The following is a 22,447-nucleotide window of genomic DNA, read 5'->3' on the forward strand; positions in this document are numbered from 1 at the left end:
TACATCACGCCGGCCTTCTGTCAAGCATTTTCTCATTAAAAATATGAGGTTAGCTGCATTGACCTTCGCTTCGCACCTTAGACCTTAAAGGTCTTCACTGCGAAGCGGGCGCCATTCTATGCAAACTATTCGAGAGTTGCAATGCCTTCGCACAGCATTATTTTATGTTTTAACTCATTGAATTCCTTAGCAAGGTTTTCAAAGGGCAGGTCGTCAGCCAGGCGTCGGCTTTCCGGGGCAACTCGAAGCCAGTAACCTTGCGCATCAGAAGCACTCAGCAGCTGCACCTTAACCTTTATATCCAGGCTAGTGAGGCGCTGCTCAAGGAATTGCGCCTGTCGCTGGTCGGCAAAGCCTCCTATGTATAAGCAAGTATTTTGCGCATCAGATGCCTTAGCCCGATCCTTGCGCACCACAGCGTCGGAAGACTCGCTCAGCAGGCGAATATCCTGCTGCGTATTCCGATAGAGGCTCAGAGGAGTCACGTCTTTAGCACGCAACGGCGCCTCTTGCTGATGCCATATGTAGTAGAAGGCGTTCAGGATCAATAAAAGCAAAAACAGCCAACGCATAAACACCTCAAGATAAAGGGCACGCCATTGCCAGACCTACGAAAATCAAATCAGGAACGAGTCGAGCCTGAGGCACCGCATCCCTCACCAAATCAGCATCGCCCCCCGTCAGGAATACAGTGAAGTTATCACCCCAATAACTTCGGGCCAGCTCAAGCTGGGTCAGCACAAACCCTCTGAGCATCAACGTACAGCCACGCTCTACAGCCTCTACGGTCGTATGCCCTGGCGATAGGCGCTCCAAGGCTCTTTCAGCAGCTGCATCGTCGTAACGTATCTTGCGCGTATGCGTGCGCAGCTGATTGCGCATGAGGGGCATACCAGGACAGATGAAGCCACCTAAATGCTCACCATCACCGGCAACAAAATCTGCAGTAGCAGCCGTGCCGAAATCAAGCACCAGGCATGCGCCCGACGCCAATTTGAAGCCGCCCAGCATTGCTAACCAGCGATCAAGACCAAGACGCTCGAAATCTTCGTAACCGTTGCGCACCCCAGCCATTTCTCGCGCAGAAACAGCACAGGAAACCGCAACGCCAAAGGTCTCCACCAGCGCATCAACCAGATTTTTTGTTTCGTCCAGAGCACGAACACTCACCAACCGGCAATGTGTCAGTAACACACCAGGCAGCACTAACAGGCTTTCAATCAATGCAACATCCGAACTAGCGACACCTTCTGCAGATGCCGTCGCCCGATCCAAATCAAGTACGCGCCACTTGATGAAGCTATTCCCACAGTCGAGCTCAAGAATCATCACGCAACCTCAGGCTTAACTCACCACCACTGTATATTTTCTCAACACCACCGACACTTAAACGCAATGCCCCCTGACCGTCGATACCCAGCACCACCCCATCGACACGGTTGGCACCCGCTATGAGTGACACCGTCTTTCCCTGCCAGGCATGACCTTTTTCCCACTCATCCCGAAGCGATGAAAAACCTTGCGCCCTGTGTCGATCCAAGTAGCTTTGCAACTGCAAGCACAGGCGTGCCACCAGAGAGTTGCGATCAACTGGAGACCCCGTCTCCAATTGCACTGACGTCCATTGCTGATCAACCTCTTCAGCCTTCTGCATATTCACGTTAATACCGATACCGAGGACAACGTGGCAAATATCCGCGGGATCCCCTACGAGCTCCAGCAAAATCCCGGCAATCTTCTTCTGCCCCACCAGGACGTCGTTTGGCCACTTCAGAGCCGCACCCCGCACTCCAGACTCTCGCAGTGCCTGCATGACCGCTAAGCCAACCACGAGGCTCAGGCCTTCCAGCTGTCGTGGACCATTCTCGATACGCAACAAGAGGCTGTAATACACGTTCTGAGCGAATGGACTGACCCACTTTCGACCACGTCGCCCTCTTCCCGCCGTTTGCTGCTCCGCAAGCACCAGGTACGGCGTCGCCCGCTCAACCTCAACCAGGCGCAGAGCCTCGGCATTTGTCGAGTCGATGGAGTCGTAGATATGGATAGGCCACGCGAGGGAAGACGTATGCAGTGCAATCTGCTCGGAACTTAAGAAAACCAGCGGCGAAGCTAATTGATATCCCCTTCCACGAACCTTGTGGACCGGCAGATTCAACTCGACCTCAAGATGCTGGAGCTGCTTCCAGACAGCACTGCGACTAACGCCCAGGGCTGCGCCAAGCGCTTCTCCGGAATGGAATCGGCCATCTTTTAGAAGTTCTAACAACGTCAGCATGCAAGTATCGCCTCACAATGAGGCACGCATGATAGCCATGCGCAGGGTCATTGCATAGAAAGGCCGGACTTTAGCATTGAAGCCCCTCCCGAGGCGCCTCCTCGCACTTTTCGACCGCCCAAAACAAAACCCCATCTGCTTTCGCAAATGGGGTTTCGGAATTTAATCTTGACGATGACCTACTCTCACATGGGGAAACCCCACACTACCATCGGCGATGCATCGTTTCACTGCTGAGTTCGGGATGGGATCAGGTGGTTCCAATGCTCTATGGTCGTCAAGAAATTCGGGTACTGAGTCGTGGCCAGCTGGCCTCGCTTCAGCAAATTGGGTATGTGACAGCTGTCGGTGTTTTGTAAGATCTCGAACTTTCGGTTCATTGCGTCTTCACACACCGCAATCTGGCCTTTCGACGCAAATTGCTTGGGTGTTATATGGTCAAGCCTCACGGGCAATTAGTATTGGTTAGCTCAACGCCTCACAGCGCTTACACACCCAACCTATCAACGTCGTAGTCTTCGACGGCCCTTCAGGGGACTCAAGGTCCCAGTGAGATCTCATCTTGAGGCTAGTTTCCCGCTTAGATGCTTTCAGCGGTTATCTATTCCGAACATAGCTACCCGGCAATGCCACTGGCGTGACAACCGGAACACCAGAGGTTCGTCCACTCCGGTCCTCTCGTACTAGGAGCAGCCCCTCTCAAATCTCAAACGTCCACGGCAGATAGGGACCGAACTGTCTCACGACGTTCTAAACCCAGCTCGCGTACCACTTTAAATGGCGAACAGCCATACCCTTGGGACCGGCTTCAGCCCCAGGATGTGATGAGCCGACATCGAGGTGCCAAACACCGCCGTCGATATGAACTCTTGGGCGGTATCAGCCTGTTATCCCCGGAGTACCTTTTATCCGTTGAGCGATGGCCCTTCCATACAGAACCACCGGATCACTAAGACCTACTTTCGTACCTGCTCGACGTGTCTGTCTCGCAGTCAAGCGCGCTTTTGCCTTTATACTCTACGACCGATTTCCGACCGGTCTGAGCGCACCTTCGTACTCCTCCGTTACTCTTTAGGAGGAGACCGCCCCAGTCAAACTACCCACCATACACTGTCCTCGATCCGGATAACGGACCTGAGTTAGAACCTCAAAGTTGCCAGGGTGGTATTTCAAGGTTGGCTCCACGCAGACTGGCGTCCACGCTTCAAAGCCTCCCACCTATCCTACACAAGCAAATTCAAAGTCCAGTGCAAAGCTATAGTAAAGGTTCACGGGGTCTTTCCGTCTAGCCGCGGATACACTGCATCTTCACAGCGATTTCAATTTCACTGAGTCTCGGGTGGAGACAGCGCCGCCATCGTTACGCCATTCGTGCAGGTCGGAACTTACCCGACAAGGAATTTCGCTACCTTAGGACCGTTATAGTTACGGCCGCCGTTTACCGGGGCTTCGATCAAGAGCTTCGCGTTAGCTAACCCCATCAATTAACCTTCCGGCACCGGGCAGGCGTCACACCCTATACGTCCACTTTCGTGTTTGCAGAGTGCTGTGTTTTTAATAAACAGTCGCAGCGGCCTGGTATCTTCGACCGGCATGGGCTTACGGAGCAAGTCCTTCACCCTCACCGGCGCACCTTCTCCCGAAGTTACGGTGCCATTTTGCCTAGTTCCTTCACCCGAGTTCTCTCAAGCGCCTTGGTATTCTCTACCCAACCACCTGTGTCGGTTTGGGGTACGGTTCCTGGTTACCTGAAGCTTAGAAGCTTTTCTTGGAAGCATGGCATCAACCACTTCGTTAACTAAAAGTTAACTCGTCATCAGCTCTCGGCCTTAGAATCCCGGATTTACCTAAGATTCCAGCCTACCACCTTAAACTTGGACAACCAACGCCAAGCTGGCCTAGCCTTCTCCGTCCCTCCATCGCAATAACCAGAAGTACAGGAATATTAACCTGTTTTCCATCGACTACGCTTTTCAGCCTCGCCTTAGGGACCGACTAACCCTGCGTCGATTAACGTTGCGCAGGAAACCTTGGTCTTTCGGCGTGGGTGTTTTTCACACCCATTATCGTTACTCATGTCAGCATTCGCACTTCTGATACCTCCAGCAAGCTTCTCAACTCACCTTCACAGGCTTACAGAACGCTCCTCTACCGCATCACTTACGTGATACCCGTAGCTTCGGTGTATGGTTTGAGCCCCGTTACATCTTCCGCGCAGGCCGACTCGACTAGTGAGCTATTACGCTTTCTTTAAAGGGTGGCTGCTTCTAAGCCAACCTCCTAGCTGTCTAAGCCTTCCCACATCGTTTCCCACTTAACCATAACTTTGGGACCTTAGCTGACGGTCTGGGTTGTTTCCCTTTTCACGACGGACGTTAGCACCCGCCGTGTGTCTCCCATGCTCGGCACTTGTAGGTATTCGGAGTTTGCATCGGTTTGGTAAGTCGGGATGACCCCCTAGCCGAAACAGTGCTCTACCCCCTACAGTGATACATGAGGCGCTACCTAAATAGCTTTCGAGGAGAACCAGCTATCTCCGAGCTTGATTAGCCTTTCACTCCGATCCACAGGTCATCCGCTAACTTTTCAACGGTAGTCGGTTCGGTCCTCCAGTTAGTGTTACCCAACCTTCAACCTGCCCATGGATAGATCGCCCGGTTTCGGGTCTATTCCCAGCGACTAGACGCCCTATTAAGACTCGCTTTCGCTACGCCTCCCCTATTCGGTTAAGCTCGCCACTGAAAATAAGTCGCTGACCCATTATACAAAAGGTACGCAGTCACCCAACAAAGTGGGCTCCCACTGCTTGTACGCATACGGTTTCAGGATCTATTTCACTCCCCTCTCCGGGGTTCTTTTCGCCTTTCCCTCACGGTACTAGTTCACTATCGGTCAGTCAGTAGTATTTAGCCTTGGAGGATGGTCCCCCCATATTCAGACAAAGTTTCTCGTGCTCCGTCCTACTCGATTTCATGACTAAGAGATTTTCGCGTACAGGGCTATCACCCACTATGGCCGCACTTTCCAGAGCGTTCCGCTAATCTCAAAGCCACTTAAGGGCTAGTCCCCGTTCGCTCGCCACTACTAAGGGAATCTCGGTTGATTTCTTTTCCTCAGGGTACTTAGATGTTTCAGTTCCCCTGGTTCGCCTCTTGCACCTATGTATTCAGTACAAGATAACCATCTTATGATGGCTGGGTTCCCCCATTCAGACATCTCCGGATCAAAGTCTGTTTGCCGACTCCCCGAAGCTTTTCGCAGGCTACCACGTCTTTCATCGCCTCTGACTGCCAAGGCATCCACCGTATGCGCTTCTTCACTTGACCATATAACCCCAAGCAATCTGGTTATACTGTGAAGACGACATTCGCCGAAAATTCGATCATACTCAATTAAGAGCCACTCACAAATTTTACCTTAGCCTGATCCGTTACCAGTGAAAGTAACGTTCAGTCTATCTTTCTATCACATACCCAAATTTTTAAAGAACGATCTAATCAAAGACTAGAAATCAACATTCACCATCATACCGATGGAATGCTCATTTCTAAGCTTTCATAACGCAGAAGCAGTAGTGGTGGAGCCAAACGGGATCGAACCGTTGACCTCCTGCGTGCAAGGCAGGCGCTCTCCCAGCTGAGCTATGGCCCCGTATTTCTACAGGCGTTTCCCACACAAAATTGGTGGGTCTGGGCAGATTCGAACTGCCGACCTCACCCTTATCAGGGGTGCGCTCTAACCAACTGAGCTACAGACCCAATTTCGGGCTGCTTCTTTATCGTCTTCTTCAATGAATCAAGCAATTCGTGTGGGAACTTATGGAGCAGCTGATGTCGTCGATTAAGGAGGTGATCCAGCCGCAGGTTCCCCTACGGCTACCTTGTTACGACTTCACCCCAGTCATGAATCACACCGTGGTAACCGTCCTCCCGAAGGTTAGACTAGCTACTTCTGGTGCAACCCACTCCCATGGTGTGACGGGCGGTGTGTACAAGGCCCGGGAACGTATTCACCGCGACATTCTGATTCGCGATTACTAGCGATTCCGACTTCACGCAGTCGAGTTGCAGACTGCGATCCGGACTACGATCGGTTTTCTGGGATTAGCTCCACCTCGCGGCTTGGCAACCCTCTGTACCGACCATTGTAGCACGTGTGTAGCCCAGGCCGTAAGGGCCATGATGACTTGACGTCATCCCCACCTTCCTCCGGTTTGTCACCGGCAGTCTCCTTAGAGTGCCCACCATTACGTGCTGGTAACTAAGGACAAGGGTTGCGCTCGTTACGGGACTTAACCCAACATCTCACGACACGAGCTGACGACAGCCATGCAGCACCTGTCTCAATGTTCCCGAAGGCACCAATCCATCTCTGGAAAGTTCATTGGATGTCAAGGCCTGGTAAGGTTCTTCGCGTTGCTTCGAATTAAACCACATGCTCCACCGCTTGTGCGGGCCCCCGTCAATTCATTTGAGTTTTAACCTTGCGGCCGTACTCCCCAGGCGGTCAACTTAATGCGTTAGCTGCGCCACTAAGAGCTCAAGGCTCCCAACGGCTAGTTGACATCGTTTACGGCGTGGACTACCAGGGTATCTAATCCTGTTTGCTCCCCACGCTTTCGCACCTCAGTGTCAGTATCAGTCCAGGTGGTCGCCTTCGCCACTGGTGTTCCTTCCTATATCTACGCATTTCACCGCTACACAGGAAATTCCACCACCCTCTACCATACTCTAGTCAGTCAGTTTTGAATGCAGTTCCCAGGTTGAGCCCGGGGATTTCACATCCAACTTAACAAACCACCTACGCGCGCTTTACGCCCAGTAATTCCGATTAACGCTTGCACCCTCTGTATTACCGCGGCTGCTGGCACAGAGTTAGCCGGTGCTTATTCTGTCGGTAACGTCAAAACCATCACGTATTAGGTAATGGCCCTTCCTCCCAACTTAAAGTGCTTTACAATCCGAAGACCTTCTTCACACACGCGGCATGGCTGGATCAGGCTTTCGCCCATTGTCCAATATTCCCCACTGCTGCCTCCCGTAGGAGTCTGGACCGTGTCTCAGTTCCAGTGTGACTGATCATCCTCTCAGACCAGTTACGGATCGTCGCCTTGGTGAGCCATTACCCCACCAACTAGCTAATCCGACCTAGGCTCATCTGATAGCGCAAGGCCCGAAGGTCCCCTGCTTTCTCCCGTAGGACGTATGCGGTATTAGCGTCCGTTTCCGAACGTTATCCCCCACTACCAGGCAGATTCCTAGGCATTACTCACCCGTCCGCCGCTCTCAAGAGAAGCAAGCTTCTCTCTACCGCTCGACTTGCATGTGTTAGGCCTGCCGCCAGCGTTCAATCTGAGCCATGATCAAACTCTTCAGTTCAAACATCTTTGGGTTTTTAAGAAACCCTAAACTTGGCTCAGCAATCGTTGGTTACATCTTTGATTTCTCGCGGAGTAACTTGTGATGCTGATAATCTTGTTGACTATCAGTCTGACTCCACAAGCACCCACACGAATTGCTTGATTCAGTTGTTAAAGAGCGGTTGGTTAAGAGCTTTCGTCTCAACCGAGGCGCGCATTCTACAGCAGCCTCATTTGCTGTCAAGTGATTATTTTCAGAAGCTTTCGAAGATTTCTTCAACAACTTCAACCACTTGCGCTTACGATCTCTCGTCAGCGGGAGGCGAATTCTACAGCGTTACACGCTGCTGTCAACACCTCTTTTCTCCACTTTCGACCGAGAAGATCGAATCGTTAATAGCGTCAAACAACACGACCCTACCAACTCCTTCTGAGCTTCGATGAACTGAAGCAATTCGCTGCCTTATTCTGCATAACTCATTGTTTACCAAGGAGTTTTACGTTTCGACTGCGCCGGAAGTGGGGCGAATTATAGACAGATACAATTCGCCGTCAACACTTAATTTCAGGTTTATTCGGATTTGAGCGTAATACGCGCAAATGCCTTCTTCCCCGCCTGACAAACGTGGGTAGCACCCAGTTCGTATATAAAGGTGCGATCCACCACCTCACCATCTATACGCACACCGCCAGACCCCAGAAGGTCACGCGCGACCGCCGAGTTCTTCACCAGGCCCGCCTTATTAAGGACTGCCGCAATCGGCATGGCCTCAGTGGCCGTCAATTCAATCTCAGGCAGATCATCCGGCAGCTCGCCGTCCCTCATGCGATTACCTGCCGCACGGTGAGCACTGGCCGCTGCCTCTTCACCATGGAAACGCGCAACGATCTCTTCCGCCAGCTTGATCTTCACGTCACGCGGATTGGCGCCCGCCTCTACATCCGCACGCAGCGCATCGATCTCATCCATCGAGCGGAAACTCAACAGTTCGAAGTAGCGCCACATCAAGGCATCCGGGATAGAGACCAGCTTGCCGTACATCACACCCGGAGCTTCCTGGATGCCGACATAGTTGCCCAGAGACTTGGACATTTTCTTGACGCCATCCAATCCTTCCAACAACGGCATGGTCAGGATGCACTGAGCTTCCTGACCATAAGCACGCTGCAACTCACGCCCCATCAGCAGGTTGAATTTCTGGTCGGTACCACCCAACTCAACATCCGCGCGCAGCGCTACCGAGTCATAACCCTGAACCAGCGGATACAGGAACTCATGAATCGCGATCGGCTGATTGGTTGAATAGCGCTTATCGAAGTCATCACGCTCAAGCATGCGCGCCACGGTGTATTGGGAAGTAAGGCGAATGAAGTCCGCCGGCCCCATCTGATCCATCCAGGTAGAGTTAAACGCCACCTCGGTCTTGGCCGGATCAAGAATCTTGAATACCTGGGTCTTATAGGTCTCGGCATTATCGAGAACCTGCTCACGGGTCAGCGGCGGGCGCGTCGCACTTTTACCGCTCGGATCGCCGATCATCCCGGTGAAATCACCTATAAGGAAGATCACCTGATGCCCCAACTCCTGGAACTGACGCAGCTTATTAATAAGCACGGTATGACCCAGGTGCAGGTCCGGCGCCGTCGGATCGAAACCAGCCTTAATACGCAGGGGTTGGCCACGCTTGAGCTTTTCGATCAGCTCGGCCTCGACCAACAGTTCTTCCGCACCACGTTTTATCAGCGCTAGCTGTTCTTCAACCGACTTCATAACAGACCCGCAAGGCTCAGATTCAAAAGGGAACCAACCATACAAGATCAGGGACTAATTACAAGTTTTGCCCTGCGCACGGACACCGTTCAGCAAGCCCAGCGTTCGCGAGCTTGCGCCACAGATGATTTGGTTATATTTTATACAGTTATTTCATCTTCATCATGTCATTCATCTTTTCCATTTCATCTTCAAAGTCAAATTACCTATGACCACTGAACCGTCTAAAGCGCCGCCGCTTTACCCGAAGACCCACCTGCTCGCAGCAAGTGGTATCGCCGCCCTTCTCAGCCTGGCACTCCTGGTATTCCCTTCCAGTGACGTAGAAGCCAAACGAACATCTCTGAGCCTTGACTTGGAGAGTCCAGTTGAACAACTGACACAAGATCAAGACGCTTCCGACGCCCAACAAGCCACAAATGCTCCCACTGAATCGCCGTTTGCCCAGATCGAAAACACGCCGGAAGATACCCAGCAAGCCGTTCAAGAACAGAAAAAACCGGTAGTAGACGCTGCCAAGAACCCTCAACACCGCGAAGTGATCGTGGCGAAAGGCGATACGCTTTCGACCCTGTTCGAGAAGGTAGGCCTTCCCGCAGCCACCGTTAACGATGTACTGGCCAGCGATAAACAAGCCAAGCAATTCACCCAGCTCAAACACGGCCAGAAACTGGAGTTCGAACTGACACCAGACGGTCAGCTGAACAACCTGCACACCAGCGTCAGTGACCTCGAGAGCATCTCCCTGACCAAGGGCGCCAAAGGCTTTGCCTTCAACCGTATTACCACCAAGCCAGTCATGCGCTCTGCCTACGTTCACGGCGTGATCAACAGCTCACTGTCGCAATCTGCCGCGCGCGCCGGCTTGTCCCATAGCATGACCATGGACATGGCCAGCGTGTTTGGCTACGACATCGACTTCGCCCAGGACATCCGCCAGGGTGATGAATTCGACGTGATCTACGAGCAGAAAGTCGCCAATGGCAAAGTGGTCGGCACCGGCAACATTCTCTCCGCACGCTTCACCAACCGTGGCAAGACCTACACCGCAGTGCGTTACACCAACAAGCAAGGCAACAGCAGCTACTACACCGCCGACGGCAACAGCATGCGCAAGGCCTTTATCCGCACCCCGGTGGATTTCGCTCGTATTAGCTCGCGTTTCTCCATGGGTCGCAAGCATCCAATTCTGAACAAAATCCGCGCCCACAAAGGCGTCGACTATGCCGCACCACGCGGTACGCCTATCAAGGCGGCCGGCGATGGCAAAGTTCTGCTCGCAGGGCGCCGCGGTGGCTACGGCAACACGGTGATCATCCAGCACGGCAACACCTACCGCACCCTGTATGGCCATATGCAAGGTTTCGCCAAGGGTGTGAAAACCGGCGGCAACGTGAAGCAAGGCCAAGTAATCGGTTACATCGGCACCACTGGCCTGTCCACCGGCCCGCACTTGCACTATGAGTTCCAGGTCAATGGTGTGCACGTTGACCCATTGGGCCAGAAACTGCCGATGGCCGACCCGATCGCCAAGGCCGAGCGCGCACGCTTTATGCAACAAAGCCAGCCGTTGATGGCGCGCATGGACCAGGAGCGCTCCACCCTGCTTGCTTCGGCGAAGCGTTAAGGTATGCCGTTCTATATAGGTGTAATGTCCGGGACCAGCCTCGATGGCCTGGACATCGCTCTGATCGAACAAGATTCGGCGGTCAATCTGATCGCCACCCACTACACACCGATGCCGGACACCCTGCGCGCAGAACTGTTAAGCCTGTGCGCCAGCGGCCCGGATGAGATTGCCCGCTCAGCGATAGCCCAGCAGCACTGGGTCACACTCGCCGCCCACGGCATTCACACATTGCTCGACCAGCACAACCTCAAGCCTCAAGACGTACGTGCGATCGGCAGCCATGGCCAGACCATCCGCCATGAACCCGCCCGAGGCTTTACCGTGCAGATCGGCAACCCGGCTTTGCTTGCGGAGCTGACGGGCATCAGCGTAGTCAGCGACTTCCGTAGCCGCGATGTTGCCGCTGGCGGCCAGGGCGCGCCTCTGGTGCCCGCCTTTCATGAGGCGTTGTTTGGCGAAAGCACCGGCAACCGTGCAGTGTTGAATATTGGGGGCTTCAGCAATCTCAGCCTGATCGAAACCGGCAAGCCCGTAGCCGGCTTCGACTGCGGCCCAGGCAATGTGCTGCTGGACGCCTGGATTCAACAGCAGCGCGGCGAACACTTTGACCGTGATGGGCAGTGGGCGGGTAGTGGCAAGGTCGAGCCTCAACTACTCACGGCCCTACTCAGCGATCCATTCTTCCTGACCAAAGGCCCGAAAAGCACCGGCCGTGAAGTGTTCAACCTCGAGTGGCTGCACCAGCATCTTGGCCGCCTGCCCGCCTTTGAACCCCAGGACGTACAGGCCAGCCTGCTGGAACTGACCGTCCTGACCATCGTCGAGGCCCTGCAAACCGCGCAGCCCGAGACAGAAACGTTACTCGTCTGTGGCGGCGGCGCCCATAACACCACAATGATGAATCGTCTGGCCGCGTTGTTGCCATCCACTCAAGTCAGCAGCACCGCCACCCACGGCGTAGACCCGGACTGGGTCGAAGCCATGGCCTTCGCCTGGCTGGCTCACTGCTGCCTGGAAGGCATTGCCGCCAACCGGCCCAGTGTCACCGGCGCACGCGGGCTAAGGGTACTTGGCGCGATCTACCCCGCCTGACGAACACCTCGCCAGAATCGCAGACAGCAAAACGCCGCTTGGCCGATCAAAGCCAAGCGGCGTTTTTATTCGTTGTAGATCAGGCTGTCGATCAGATCGAGAACGAAGAGCCGCAACCACAGGTGGTGGTCGCGTTAGGGTTCTTGATCACGAAACGCGAACCCTCCAGACCCTCCTGGTAATCCACCTCGGCGCCTGCCAAGTATTGGAAGCTCATCGGGTCCACGACCAGGCTAACGCCTTCGCGCTCAACGATGGTGTCATCGTCAGCCACATCTTCATCGAAGGTGAAACCGTACTGAAACCCTGAACAACCGCCGCCCGTAACGAATACGCGCAGCTTCAAGCGATCATTACCCTCTTCATCGACCAGGCTCTTCACCTTGTGCGCAGCACCGTGGGTAAATTGCAAAGCCGTGGGGGTGAAGGATTCAACGCTCATGCTGATAATCTCCCGGCGTAGCGCCGCCATATGCGTAATGGCGGGCATTATCCGCTTCTCCTAGAAAAGCGGTCAACTATTGTTACGGTATATCAATCTGCATCGCCGCCATTAGAAACACAAAAGGCCCGATCAACGGGCCTTTTGCACACTCTGCCAATGGTCTTAAGGCAGCATGCCGGCGTGGGACAGACCCAGCTTTTCATCCAGGCCAAACAGGATGTTCATGTTCTGCACCGCCTGGCCCGACGCGCCCTTGACGAGGTTATCGATCACCGACAACACCACCACCAGGTCACCATCCTGCGGACGATGCACTGCAATCCGGCACACGTTGGCGCCTCGCACGCTGCGGGTTTCCGGATGGCTGCCAGCAGGCATTACATCGACGAACGGCTCGTTGGCATAACGCTTTTCAAACAACGCCTGCAGGTCTACCGAACGATCGACCACGGTGGCGTACAACGTGGAATGAATGCCACGAATCATCGGCGTCAGGTGTGGCACGAAGGTCAGGCCTACGTCTTGGCCGGCAGCGCGCCGCAGCCCCTGACGAATCTCGGGCAGATGGCGATGCCCTTTTACTGCGTAAGCCTTCATGCTTTCCGACGTCTCGGAGTACAGGGAACCTACCGCTGCTCCACGACCGGCCCCGCTGACACCCGACTTACAGTCTGCGATAAGGCGCGAAGCATCCGCCAGCCCGGCCTCGAGCAACGGCAGGAAGCCCAGTTGCGTCGCCGTCGGGTAGCAACCCGGCACGGCGATCAAGCGTGCCTGCTTGATCTGCTCACGATTGACTTCCGGCAGGCCGTACACCGCCTCTTCCAACAGTTCCGGTGCACCGTGAGGCTGGCCGTACCACTTGGCCCATTCGTCGGCGTCTTGCAGGCGGAAGTCCGCCGACAGGTCGATGACCTTGGTACCAGCGGCCAGCAGTTCGCCAGCCAACGCATGGGCAACGCCATGGGGAGTGGCAAAGAACACCACATCGCAGGCGCCAAGGGTGTTGATGTCCGGAACGCTGAACGCCAGGCCGTCGTAGTGGCCTCGCAGGTTCGGGTACATATCGGCCACGGCCAGACCGGCCTCGGATCGAGAGGTAATGACCACCACCTCAGCTTGCGGATGCTGAGCCAACAGACGCAGCAATTCGACACCGGTGTAACCCGTGCCGCCGACGATTCCGACCTTGACCATAAACCTGCCCTCAACGAACCCACTGGAAAGCCGTCGATAATAGGGGCCGTATCGTCCTGCGACAACCGTCAACGTGACGTATGGGCGCATGAGCCACTACTATCTGCGCTACCGTGAACCTGGGAATAACTAAAAATGCTTTATCTATGGGTCAAAGCCTTCCATATCGTCAGCATCGTCTGCTGGTTTGCCGGGCTGTTCTACCTGCCGCGCCTGTTCGTCTACCACGCACAAAGCGAGGACACTGTCAGCAAGGAACGCTTCAGCGTCATGGAGCGCAAGCTGTACCGCGGCATCATGGGCCCGGCGATGCTGGCCAGCCTGGTGTTCGGTATCTGGCTGATAGCCCTTAACCCCGGCATCTTTCAATCGGGCGCCTGGATCCACGCCAAGTTGACCCTGGTGGTGTTCCTGATTGGCTACCACCATATGTGTGGCGCGCAGGTAAAACGTTTCGCCCGTGGCGAAAACACCCGCAGCCATGTCTTTTATCGCTGGTTCAATGAAGTCCCGGTTCTGATATTGCTGGCTATCGTAATTTTGGTCGTGGTCAAACCGTTCTAACTTCATTACTCGGGGTACCTCCAATGTCGCTGCCCGCTCTGCTTGAACAACGTCTGCATCTGCCCGTGGTGGTGGCGCCGATGTTCCTGATTTCCAATCCGCAATTGGTGCTGGCCTGCTGCCGCAACGGCGTGGTCGGCAGCTTCCCGGCGCTCAACCAACGCGAGAGCAGTGGCTTCAAAGCCTGGCTGGAGGAAATCGAAGCGGGCCTGGCGCAGCTGGACAATCCTGCGCCCTACGCCGTCAACCTGATCGTGCACAACAGCAACCCTCGCCTTGAGGCTGACCTGGCGATCTGTGTTGAGCACAAGGTGCCGATCGTGATTACCAGCCTGGGCGCAGTGAAAGAAGTGGTAGATGCCGTGCACAGCTATGGCGGCCTGGTGTTTCACGATGTCACTACCCGGCGCCATGCCGAAAAAGCCGCTGAAGCCGGTGTCGACGGCCTGATCGCCGTGGCCGCAGGCGCCGGTGGCCATGCCGGTACCTGGAGCCCGTTTTCGCTGATCGCAGAGATTCGCCAATTCTTCGACAAGACCCTGCTGCTGGCCGGCTGCCTTAATCACGGCCATGAGATACTCGCCGCCCAGTTGCTGGGGGCAGACCTGGCGTATTTCGGCACACGGTTTATCGGTACCACCGAAAGCCACGCCCCGGATGCGTATAAAGAGATGCTGCTCACATCGCGCGCCGCCGACATCGTGCACACTCCCGCTGTCTCCGGCGTGCCCGCAAGCTTTATGCGCCAGAGCCTGGAAAATGCCGGTTTCGACCTCGCTGCCCTGCAGGGCAAAGGCGAAGTAAACTTCGGCTCCAAGCTCAAGCCGCTGAGCGACGAAGCCAAGGCCTGGAAGACCGTATGGTCCGCCGGCCAAGGTGTCGGTGAAATTAATGATTTACCCGGCGTCGATGAACTCGTTGCCCGCCTGGATGCCGAATACCGCAAGGCGCGCGAACAGGCGACACAGTTGCGCTGGCCACGCTGACCCAACCGCAAGGCCTGCCGATCGAGCAGGCCTGCATTACCCCACTGATTCAGTGACAAGGATGCCCGCATGAGCGACAACCGTTTCAAGATTGTGTTTGATGGGGCCCTGCTCCCGGGTGTCGAAAGCACCACAGCCAAGCTGAACCTGGCTGAACTGTTCAAGAGCACGGTCGAGGACATCGAGAAACTCTTCACCGGCCGCGTCGTTGCACTGAAACGCGACCTGTCCCGCCCCGACGCCGAAACCTACCTCACCGCGCTGAAAAACGCCGGGGTGGACGCGCGTATCGAGGCCGAACAGCCCGTAGCCTTCAGCCTTGCTGAAACCCACGAAACAGATTCCAGCGCTGCAGACTTCTCCCGTCCTGCGGCTTCGCCGTACGCACCACCGCGTGCCGCCGTAGGTGAAAGCCTGCCGGAGTACGCCACCCTCAAGGTCTTCACCATCAATGGCCGTATTGGTCGTCTGCGGTACCTGGCATGGACGCTGGTACTGACCGTCGCCATGCTCGTCGCAGCCGGCATCCTCAGTACTGTGGGCTTTGCCATCGCGACCGCGTCACCGACCATAGCCATTATCCTCGGCTCGCTGCTGGGCTTCGCGCTGTTCGTCGCGGTTGTGGTCGTGAGCGTGCAGATCGGCGTGCAGCGCCTGCACGATCTGGGCTGGTCCGGCTGGTTGTACCTGCTGAATCTGGTACCGCTGGTGAACAGTATTTTCCCCCTGCTGCTGTTGGTCATGCCAGGTAACACCGGCGCCAACCAGTACGGCGCACCGCCACCGCGCAACTCCACCGCGGTGAAGGTCCTGGCCTCGCTGTGGCTGGCATTCATTCCGCTGATGCTCATCATCGTAGTGTCGCTGGGCATGAACGGCTACCTGGATCAACTCGAAAGCAACGTGGACAGCAGCTACGAAAGCAGCTCCCTCACTTCCGATGAAGACGCCGATCAAAGCGTAATCGTCGATGAAGAAGATGCGCAAAGTGCTGACGACGCGGCCGAACCTGTAGACTCTCCAGAACAGTAAAGAAACGCGCCGCGCCTGGGATGCCTCCATCCCAGGCGCGGCGTGTTGCGATGGAGAAAGGCATGACCCGTTACGCTCTGATCACCGGTGCCTCCAGCGGCATCGGCCTGGCTTTGGCCGAAGCCCTCGCCCGTCGCGGCCGCAGCTTGATTCTGGTGGCCCGCCAGCGTGATCAGTTGGAAAGCATTGCAATCGAATTGACCCAACGCTTCGGCGTCGAGGTGCTGTTTCGGGCATGCGACCTGGGCGAGCCATTGCGCTTGTCCGGGTTCCTGCTGGAGCTGGAAGAAGGCGAGCGGCAGATCGATTTGCTGGTGAACTGCGCCGGCATTGGCACCAGCGGGCCATTCCTGGCCCAGGACTGGATGACCGAACAAGACCTCATCGAAGTTAACATCCTCGCCCTTACCCGCATGTGTCACGCCCTGGGCAATACCATGGCGCTGCACGGTGGCGGGCAGATTCTCAACGTCGCCTCGGTCGCCGCGTTCCAACCCGGCCCGTGGATGAGCAGCTACTACGCCAGCAAGGCCTATGTGCTGCATTTCTCCGAAGGCTTGCGCGAAGAACTCAAGACCTGTGGCATCAAGGTCTCGGTGCTTTGCCCCGGTCCTACGCGCACCGCCTTCTTCGGTACGGCGCAGATGGACACCGCCAGACTCGAACGCAGCGAACAATTGATGAGTCCGGAAGAAGTGGCGCTCTATACCGTGCGCGCACTGGAAAAGAACAAAGCCATCATCATTCCTGGACGACGTAATCGCTGGCTGGCCTTCAGCCCGCGTTTCAGCCCGCGCTGGTTGACTCGCAAGATCGCCGGGGCGATCAACAAGGCCTATTGCCCGCGCTGATCGCCTGGGTACACTCACCTTGCACTTTCATAATGGAGAAACAGCTGTGGATACTCTGTTCACCAAGATCATCAACAGAGAAATACCCGCGAAGATTATCTACGAAGATGATCAAGTCCTCGCCTTTCACGATATTGCCCCACAGGCGCCGGTACATTTTCTGGTTATCCCGAAGAAACCTATCCGTACATTGAATGACTTGACCGAAGAGGATAAGGCCCTGGCCGGCCATATTCTGTTCACCGCCCAGCGTTTGGCGGTGGAGCAAGGCTGCGAGAAAGGTTTCCGTGTAGTGATGAACTGCAACGAAGAAGGTGGGCAGACCGTTTACCACATCCATATGCATGTGCTGGGCCAGCGCCAGATGAACTGGCCGCCGGGCTGAAATAGCCCGCTACAAGGGCCGCGGCCCAAGGCTGCGACCCATGCCCTTGACTCAGGGCAAACGCGTTCCTCTCTCTTGCGGTAAACTGGCCGCCGAGATTCTTCCCGGAGGTCAGCATGACTACCCAACGTCACTACTCGCCCATTGACCGTCTGTTGCTGCAAGCCGACATGGCCATGCGCACACTGCTGCCCTTCAGCGGCCAACCGTACCGCCCGTCGCCCGCCATCGTGCAGCCTGACGCGCAGATGAGCGAGACCGAGACCCGCCATGTCGCAGGCCTGATGCGTATCAACCATACCGGTGAGGTCTGTGCCCAGGCGCTGTACCAGGGCCAGGCCCTGACCGCCAAGCTGCCGCAGGTGCGCGCAGCCATGGAGCATGCGGCCGAGGAAGAAATCGATCACCTGGCCTGGTGTGAGCAACGTATTCGCCAGTTGGGAAGCCATCCCAGCGTGCTCAACCCGCTGTTCTACGGCTTGTCATTCGGCATCGGCGCGGCTGCGGGCCTGATCAGCGACAAGGTCAGCCTCGGCTTTGTCGCCGCGACGGAACATCAAGTATGCAAGCACCTGGATGAACATCTTGAGCAACTGCCGGCCGATGACGAAAAGTCCCGGGCGATTCTTGAGCAGATGCGTATCGATGAAGAACACCACGCTGAAAGTGCACTGGATGCCGGCGGCTTCCGCTTCCCGGCGCCAGTGCGATTCGGCATGAGCCTGCTGGCCAAGGTCATGACCAAAAGCACCTACCGCATCTGACTAAACCTGCGGCTGCAAAAAAGGGCGCTATCCAGCGCCCTTTTCTTTTGTCGACTGATCAACCCAACTCGATGATCTCGTAATCATGGGTGATGGCCACACCGGCCGCGCCGAGCATGATCGACGCCGAGCAATACTTTTCCGCCGACAGCTCGATGGCGCGCTTGACCTGGGCTTCTTTCAACGCCCGGCCCTTCACCACGAAATGCATGTGGATCTTGGTAAACACCTTGGGATCTTCAGTGGCGCGCTCGGCTTCCAGGAAGGCTTCGCAGCTTTCCACGGCCTGGCGGGATTTTTTCAGGATGCTGACCACGTCGAAATTGCTGCAACCGCCCACACCAAGCAGGAGCATTTCCATCGGGCGTACGCCCAGGTTACGGCCACCGGCTTCCGGCGGGCCATCCATGACCACCACATGGCCACTGCCCGACTCACCGAGGAACATGGCTTCGCCCGCCCATTGGATGCGTGCCTTCATCGCCCAGACTCCACTGCTAAAAAAGGGTCGCCAGCTTAGCACAGGGCCCGGGCGCAACCGCGCTTCCCATCAAAGCGATCAATAACGGCGCTGACTCGGAAAATTCGCTAATCGAGTCAGAATGTGTCTGTTAAGCTGGCGCCAAAGGAGTGGCGTATTGCCACCCCTCATGCAACGTGTATCAATGCCGATACCGCTGAGTACAACAACTCCAACCACCTCGCGCTGCCTTTCGGGATACAACCATGGTTGCTCTTACGCCCATACCCAAGATCAAGAATCTCGACAAGTTGCTGATGCACTGCCAGCGCCGGCGCCATCCCGCCAAGCACAACATCATCTGCGCCGGTGAGCGCTCCGAAACACTGTTTTTCATTATCAAGGGCTCAGTCACCATCCTGATCGAGGATGAAGACGGCCGCGAAATGATCATCGCCTATCTGAACACCGGGGATTTTTTCGGCGAGCTGGGACTGTTTGAACAAGCAGGCAAGGAGCAGGAGCGCAGCGCCTGGGTGCGGACCAAGGTCGAGTGCGAAGTGGCCGAGATCAGTTACGCAAAGTTTCGCGAACTCGCCCAGCAGGACCCCGATATTCTCTACGCCCTCAGCGGTCAGATCGCCCAGCGCCTGCGAGACACTACGCGCAAGGTTGGCGACCTGGCGTTCTTCGACGTCACCGGACGTGTGGCCCGTTGCCTGCTGGAGCTGTGCAAGCAGCCCGATGCAATGACTCACCCCGACGGCATGCAGATCAAGATCACCCGTCAGGAAATCGGGCGTATTGTCGGCTGTTCACGGGAGATGGTCGGTCGCGTGCTCAAGGATCTGGAAGAGCGCAACTTGGTGCACGTCAAAGGCAAGACGATGGTGGTGTTCGGTACCCGTTAAGCCGGCAGGAAACTGGCCAGCATTTGACGGTACAAGGTGTCCAGCCGGCTGATTGCATCCGGCGCAGGGAAGGCTTCGTGCAGGGCAATATGGCTGTCGGCACGAACCCGTTGCTCCAGGCCGCAGGCTTGGTTGAAGCGGTTGACCGCCGCGATCAGTTCTTCACGATCGTTATCCAGCAACAACGCACCGTGCACCAACCCCACCGGGCGGCCCCCGCCTTGCCGCCAGCGCTGGGCAGTGCCGACCATTTTGCGCCCGTTGAGGTTGACGTTGTAACGACCGTCGCAGAATGCACCGTCGATTTCCCCGACGGAGGCATCGCCACCCAACTCGATCAGCAAGTCGCAGATGGGTTGGCACAAGCGCAAGTAGCCAGTTTCGATACGATTATGATCGCCTTCACTGCGCGGCGGAGCGTAGACCAGGGCGATATTGACCGTGGCGCTGGACTGCGGCACCGGTTCGCCGCCGGTTTCGCGCAAGAGCACCGGCCAACCGGCATCCGCAGACACGCGGCTGGCGACATCGAAAGCAGGCAATCGGCTCAAGCGGCGCGGCATCACCAATGCCTGATCGCTGGGCTGCCAGAACAACAACCCAAACGCCTGCTCACCCGCGCAAACGGCGGCCAGCAAGGCTTGCTCGGCGGCAAGACCTGCTTCAACACGCATCGACACTGGCTGGATCAATGGGCACCTACCTATCTGAATAAACACAAACCCAAATATGGGAGGGGGCTTGCCCCCGATAGCGGTGTGTCAGTCAAGGATGCTCCAACTGAATCGCCGCCATCGGAGGCAAGCCCCCTCCCACACGTTGAACGCATTTCAAATCAATCGAGAGTGGAACCACTGACCGCCACGCCACGCTCCGGGAAGAACAGACGCTGCAGTTCCGCCCCCGGGTTCTCGGCACGCATGAAGGTCTCACCCACCAGGAACGAATAAACGTCACTGATTTCCATCAGCTCCACATCGGCACGGTTGACGATGCCACTCTCGGTAATCACCAGGCGGTCGCGCGGAATACGCGGCAGCAGGTCGAGGGTGTTTTCCAGGCTGACTTCAAAGGTGTGCAGGTTACGGTTGTTGACCCCCACCAGCGGTGTGTCGAGGGTTTTCAGTGCGCGCTCCAGCTCATCGCCGTCGTGCACCTCCACCAGCACATCCAGGCCGACGCTTTTGGCCACGGCCGCCAGCTCGGCCATCTTCACGTCATCCAATGCGGAGACGATCAACAACACACAGTCGGCGCCCAAGGCACGGGCTTCGACGATCTGGTACGGATCGACCATGAAATCCTTACGGATCACCGGCAACTTGCACGCGGCGCGGGCCTGCTGCAGGAACAGGTCGGAGCCCTGGAAAAAATCGATGTCAGTGAGTACCGACAGGCAAGTCGCCCCACCCTTCTCGTAGCTGACCGCGATTTCCGCCGGTACAAAGTTTTCGCGAATCACGCCTTTGCTCGGCGATGCTTTCTTGATCTCGGCGATCACGGCAGGCTGCTTGAGCTTGGCCTGGGCAATCAGTGCCTTGGCAAATCCACGCGGTGCGTCCGCGGCTTTCGCTTGGGCTTCCAACTCGGCCAGGCTCACACGGGCACGGCGTTCGGCGACTTCTTCAGCCTTGCGGGCCAGGATTTTTTCCAGAACGGTCGGCACACTCATCCTTCATTCTCCATCTTGAATACAGCGGTGAATGCTCCCAGCTCTTCGAGCTTTTCACGAGCCAGACCGGTGTGCAGCGCATCGTGGGCCAATTCGACACCTTCCTTAAGACTATAGGCATGATCGGCTGCGTAAAGTGCCGCGCCAGCATTCAGAACAATCATTTCCGCAGCTTTTTGACCGTTCTCGGTCTTACGACGCCCCAGGGCATCGCGAATCAGCTCCAGGGACGCCGCCGGGCTTTCCACCGCCAGGCCGTGCAGGCTCTGGCTCTTCATGCCCAAGTCTTCCGGTTCGACCCAGTATTCGGTGATCTGGTCATTCTTCAGCTCCGCCACAAACGTTGGCGCCGCCAGGCTGAACTCGTCCAGGCCGTCTTTGGAGTGCACCACCAGCACATGCTTGCTGCCCATGCGTTGCAGCACTTCAGCCAATGGCCGGCACAGCGCCTGGCTGAACACGCCCACCACCTGGTGCTTCACACCGGCCGGATTCGTAAGCGGGCCGAGCATGTTGAACAGGGTACGCAGGCCAAGGTCCTTGCGCGGGCCGGCAGCGTGCTTCATTGCACCATGATGGGACTGGGCAAACATAAAGCCGATGCCGACGTTGTCGATGCAGCGCGCCACTTGTACCGGCGTGAGGTTCAGGTAGATGCCGGCCGCTTCCAGCAGGTCGGCACTGCCGCTCTTGCCGGACACCGCGCGGTTACCGTGCTTGGCCACGGTGCAGCCCGCCGCCGCCACCACAAAGGAAGAGGCCGTCGAGACGTTGAAGATGTTCGCACCGTCACCGCCGGTGCCGACCACGTCGACCACGCCGTCGAGGGTCTTGAGCTCGACCTTGTCCGCCAACTCACGCATCACCGATACGGCACCGACGATCTCGTCGATGCTTTCGCTCTTCATGCGCATCGCCATCATGAAGGCGCCAATCTGCGCATCGGTGCATTGACCAGTCATGATTTCGCGCATCACATCGCTCATTTCAGCGGTGCTCAGGTCCAGATGGCCGACGATACGGCTCAGGGCAGTCTTGATATCCATGGAA

19 protein-coding genes, 2 tRNA genes and 3 rRNA genes are annotated in these 22,447 nt (G+C 56.4%); 9 read left to right on the forward strand and 15 right to left on the reverse strand.

What is annotated here, in order from left to right; genetic code table 11:
• Nucleotides 1–125 precede the first annotated feature (125 nt).
• From NIBR502773_RS12240 to tyrS, 9 genes are all read right to left on the reverse strand, one after another.
• On the reverse strand, nt 126–572 hold the full coding sequence (locus NIBR502773_RS12240; protein WP_141156129.1) for a hypothetical protein: 447 nt from the start codon (nt 570–572) through the stop codon (nt 126–128).
• A gap of 7 nt (nt 573–579) precedes the next feature.
• Nucleotides 580–1,329 (reverse strand): pantothenate kinase, encoded by a 750-nt coding sequence (locus NIBR502773_RS12245; RefSeq protein WP_141156130.1) that lies wholly within the window; start codon nt 1,327–1,329, stop codon nt 580–582.
• Nucleotides 1,319–2,278: a bifunctional biotin--[acetyl-CoA-carboxylase] ligase/biotin operon repressor BirA gene (gene birA / locus NIBR502773_RS12250; RefSeq protein WP_141156131.1), complete on the reverse strand. Its 960-nt coding sequence runs from the start codon at nt 2,276–2,278 to the stop codon at nt 1,319–1,321. Before birA ends, NIBR502773_RS12245 begins: the two co-directional genes overlap by 11 nt.
• A gap of 166 nt (nt 2,279–2,444) precedes the next feature.
• Nucleotides 2,445–2,560: ribosomal RNA gene (gene rrf, locus NIBR502773_RS12255) — 5S ribosomal RNA — on the reverse strand.
• Between the two features lie 152 nt (nt 2,561–2,712).
• Nucleotides 2,713–5,604, reverse strand: a 23S ribosomal RNA gene (locus NIBR502773_RS12260).
• Between the two features lie 249 nt (nt 5,605–5,853).
• A tRNA-Ala gene (locus tag NIBR502773_RS12265) sits at nt 5,854–5,929 on the reverse strand.
• A 30-nt stretch (nt 5,930–5,959) separates the two neighbouring features.
• Nucleotides 5,960–6,036: transfer RNA gene (locus NIBR502773_RS12270), tRNA-Ile, on the reverse strand.
• Nucleotides 6,037–6,119: 83 nt separating this feature from the next.
• Nucleotides 6,120–7,656, reverse strand: a 16S ribosomal RNA gene (locus NIBR502773_RS12275).
• The 16S, 23S and 5S rRNA genes sit together here with 2 tRNA genes alongside, the layout of an rRNA operon.
• 552 nt (nt 7,657–8,208) lie before the next feature.
• Complete coding sequence (tyrS, locus tag NIBR502773_RS12280; protein ID WP_027605883.1) at nt 8,209–9,408, reverse strand: tyrosine--tRNA ligase; 1,200 nt, start codon at nt 9,406–9,408, stop codon at nt 8,209–8,211.
• A gap of 208 nt (nt 9,409–9,616) precedes the next feature.
• Between tyrS and NIBR502773_RS12290 the strand changes: the two genes are divergently transcribed.
• Together NIBR502773_RS12290 and NIBR502773_RS12295 are read left to right on the forward strand one after the other, a co-directional pair.
• Nucleotides 9,617–11,035, forward strand: a complete 1,419-nt coding sequence (locus tag NIBR502773_RS12290; RefSeq protein ID WP_115485693.1) for a peptidoglycan DD-metalloendopeptidase family protein — start codon at nt 9,617–9,619, stop codon at nt 11,033–11,035.
• 3 nt (nt 11,036–11,038) lie between these two features.
• Nucleotides 11,039–12,130 (forward strand): anhydro-N-acetylmuramic acid kinase, encoded by a 1,092-nt coding sequence (locus NIBR502773_RS12295; RefSeq protein WP_141156132.1) that lies wholly within the window; start codon nt 11,039–11,041, stop codon nt 12,128–12,130.
• A gap of 91 nt (nt 12,131–12,221) precedes the next feature.
• Here NIBR502773_RS12295 and erpA read toward each other — a convergent pair whose 3' ends face one another.
• Together erpA and argC are read right to left on the reverse strand one after the other, a co-directional pair.
• A complete protein-coding gene (gene erpA, locus NIBR502773_RS12300; protein ID WP_003176443.1) occupies nt 12,222–12,572 on the reverse strand; it encodes an iron-sulfur cluster insertion protein ErpA in 351 nt (116 codons plus the stop codon).
• 165 nt (nt 12,573–12,737) lie between these two features.
• On the reverse strand, nt 12,738–13,772 hold the full coding sequence (gene argC, locus NIBR502773_RS12305) for an N-acetyl-gamma-glutamyl-phosphate reductase (RefSeq protein WP_065938249.1): 1,035 nt from the start codon (nt 13,770–13,772) through the stop codon (nt 12,738–12,740).
• Nucleotides 13,773–13,907: 135 nt separating this feature from the next.
• On the opposite strand from argC, the gene hemJ reads away from it, so the two are divergent.
• From hemJ to coq7, 6 genes are all read left to right on the forward strand, one after another.
• Nucleotides 13,908–14,336, forward strand: coding sequence for a protoporphyrinogen oxidase HemJ (hemJ, locus tag NIBR502773_RS12310; protein WP_027605887.1), 429 nt, complete (start codon nt 13,908–13,910; stop codon nt 14,334–14,336).
• A 23-nt stretch (nt 14,337–14,359) separates the two neighbouring features.
• The gene (locus NIBR502773_RS12315) at nt 14,360–15,322 is read left to right on the forward strand and encodes a nitronate monooxygenase family protein (protein ID WP_141156133.1); all 963 of its coding nucleotides are present in this window, start codon (nt 14,360–14,362) and stop codon (nt 15,320–15,322) included.
• A 69-nt stretch (nt 15,323–15,391) separates the two neighbouring features.
• A complete protein-coding gene (locus NIBR502773_RS12320; RefSeq protein WP_141156134.1) occupies nt 15,392–16,354 on the forward strand; it encodes a DUF805 domain-containing protein in 963 nt (320 codons plus the stop codon).
• A 62-nt stretch (nt 16,355–16,416) separates the two neighbouring features.
• Entirely contained in the window at nt 16,417–17,205 is a 789-nt protein-coding gene (locus NIBR502773_RS12325; RefSeq protein ID WP_065938247.1) for an SDR family oxidoreductase, read from the forward strand.
• 46 nt (nt 17,206–17,251) lie between these two features.
• Nucleotides 17,252–17,590 carry a histidine triad nucleotide-binding protein gene (locus NIBR502773_RS12330; RefSeq protein ID WP_047277960.1) on the forward strand — a complete coding sequence of 113 codons (339 nt, stop codon included), beginning with the start codon at nt 17,252–17,254 and terminating at the stop codon, nt 17,588–17,590.
• A gap of 116 nt (nt 17,591–17,706) precedes the next feature.
• Nucleotides 17,707–18,354 (forward strand): 2-polyprenyl-3-methyl-6-methoxy-1,4-benzoquinone monooxygenase, encoded by a 648-nt coding sequence (coq7, locus tag NIBR502773_RS12335; protein WP_027605891.1) that lies wholly within the window; start codon nt 17,707–17,709, stop codon nt 18,352–18,354.
• Between the two features lie 58 nt (nt 18,355–18,412).
• On the opposite strand, the gene NIBR502773_RS12340 is transcribed toward coq7, so the two are convergent.
• Nucleotides 18,413–18,835 carry an OsmC family protein gene (locus tag NIBR502773_RS12340; protein WP_005792019.1) on the reverse strand — a complete coding sequence of 141 codons (423 nt, stop codon included), beginning with the start codon at nt 18,833–18,835 and terminating at the stop codon, nt 18,413–18,415.
• A 245-nt stretch (nt 18,836–19,080) separates the two neighbouring features.
• Here NIBR502773_RS12340 and crp point away from each other — a divergent pair, with 245 nt between their 5' ends.
• Nucleotides 19,081–19,725 carry a cAMP-activated global transcriptional regulator CRP gene (gene crp / locus NIBR502773_RS12345; RefSeq protein WP_027605892.1) on the forward strand — a complete coding sequence of 215 codons (645 nt, stop codon included), beginning with the start codon at nt 19,081–19,083 and terminating at the stop codon, nt 19,723–19,725.
• On the opposite strand, the gene NIBR502773_RS12350 is transcribed toward crp, so the two are convergent.
• The 3 genes from NIBR502773_RS12350 to trpD all read right to left on the reverse strand — a co-directional run bounded on the left by NIBR502773_RS12350 (nt 19,722) and on the right by trpD (nt 22,443).
• The gene (locus NIBR502773_RS12350) at nt 19,722–20,417 is read right to left on the reverse strand and encodes a lipoate--protein ligase family protein (RefSeq protein WP_141156135.1); all 696 of its coding nucleotides are present in this window, start codon (nt 20,415–20,417) and stop codon (nt 19,722–19,724) included. The two genes, crp and NIBR502773_RS12350, sit on opposite strands and share 4 nt — an antisense overlap.
• Before the next feature lie 143 nt (nt 20,418–20,560).
• Nucleotides 20,561–21,397 (reverse strand): indole-3-glycerol phosphate synthase TrpC, encoded by an 837-nt coding sequence (trpC, locus tag NIBR502773_RS12355; RefSeq protein ID WP_131699139.1) that lies wholly within the window; start codon nt 21,395–21,397, stop codon nt 20,561–20,563.
• Nucleotides 21,394–22,443, reverse strand: coding sequence for an anthranilate phosphoribosyltransferase (trpD, locus tag NIBR502773_RS12360; RefSeq protein WP_065938244.1), 1,050 nt, complete (start codon nt 22,441–22,443; stop codon nt 21,394–21,396). Before trpD ends, trpC begins: the two co-directional genes overlap by 4 nt.
• Between the last annotated feature and the right edge of the window lie 4 nt (nt 22,444–22,447).

Source organism: Pseudomonas sp. NIBRBAC000502773 (assembly GCF_006517195.1).
Lineage (GTDB): Bacteria > Pseudomonadota > Gammaproteobacteria > Pseudomonadales > Pseudomonadaceae > Aquipseudomonas > Aquipseudomonas marginalis.

Bases quoted from the DNA above. Each gene is read 5' to 3' on its own strand.
- NIBR502773_RS12240 (WP_141156129.1), bottom strand. From the start codon at position 572: ATGCGTTGGCTGTTTTTGCTTTTATTGATCCTGAACGCCTTCTACTAC.
- NIBR502773_RS12245 (WP_141156130.1), bottom strand. From the start codon at position 1,329: ATGATTCTTGAGCTCGACTGTGGGAATAGCTTCATCAAGTGGCGCGTA.
- birA (WP_141156131.1), bottom strand. From the start codon at position 2,278: ATGCTGACGTTGTTAGAACTTCTAAAAGATGGCCGATTCCATTCCGGA.
- tyrS (WP_027605883.1), bottom strand. From the start codon at position 9,408: ATGAAGTCGGTTGAAGAACAGCTAGCGCTGATAAAACGTGGTGCGGAA.
- NIBR502773_RS12290 (WP_115485693.1), top strand. From the start codon at position 9,617: ATGACCACTGAACCGTCTAAAGCGCCGCCGCTTTACCCGAAGACCCAC.
- NIBR502773_RS12295 (WP_141156132.1), top strand. From the start codon at position 11,039: ATGCCGTTCTATATAGGTGTAATGTCCGGGACCAGCCTCGATGGCCTG.
- erpA (WP_003176443.1), bottom strand. From the start codon at position 12,572: ATGAGCGTTGAATCCTTCACCCCCACGGCTTTGCAATTTACCCACGGT.
- argC (WP_065938249.1), bottom strand. From the start codon at position 13,772: ATGGTCAAGGTCGGAATCGTCGGCGGCACGGGTTACACCGGTGTCGAA.
- hemJ (WP_027605887.1), top strand. From the start codon at position 13,908: ATGCTTTATCTATGGGTCAAAGCCTTCCATATCGTCAGCATCGTCTGC.
- NIBR502773_RS12315 (WP_141156133.1), top strand. From the start codon at position 14,360: ATGTCGCTGCCCGCTCTGCTTGAACAACGTCTGCATCTGCCCGTGGTG.
- NIBR502773_RS12320 (WP_141156134.1), top strand. From the start codon at position 15,392: ATGAGCGACAACCGTTTCAAGATTGTGTTTGATGGGGCCCTGCTCCCG.
- NIBR502773_RS12325 (WP_065938247.1), top strand. From the start codon at position 16,417: ATGACCCGTTACGCTCTGATCACCGGTGCCTCCAGCGGCATCGGCCTG.
- coq7 (WP_027605891.1), top strand. From the start codon at position 17,707: ATGACTACCCAACGTCACTACTCGCCCATTGACCGTCTGTTGCTGCAA.
- NIBR502773_RS12340 (WP_005792019.1), bottom strand. From the start codon at position 18,835: ATGAAGGCACGCATCCAATGGGCGGGCGAAGCCATGTTCCTCGGTGAG.
- crp (WP_027605892.1), top strand. From the start codon at position 19,081: ATGGTTGCTCTTACGCCCATACCCAAGATCAAGAATCTCGACAAGTTG.
- trpC (WP_131699139.1), bottom strand. From the start codon at position 21,397: ATGAGTGTGCCGACCGTTCTGGAAAAAATCCTGGCCCGCAAGGCTGAA.
- trpD (WP_065938244.1), bottom strand. From the start codon at position 22,443: ATGGATATCAAGACTGCCCTGAGCCGTATCGTCGGCCATCTGGACCTG.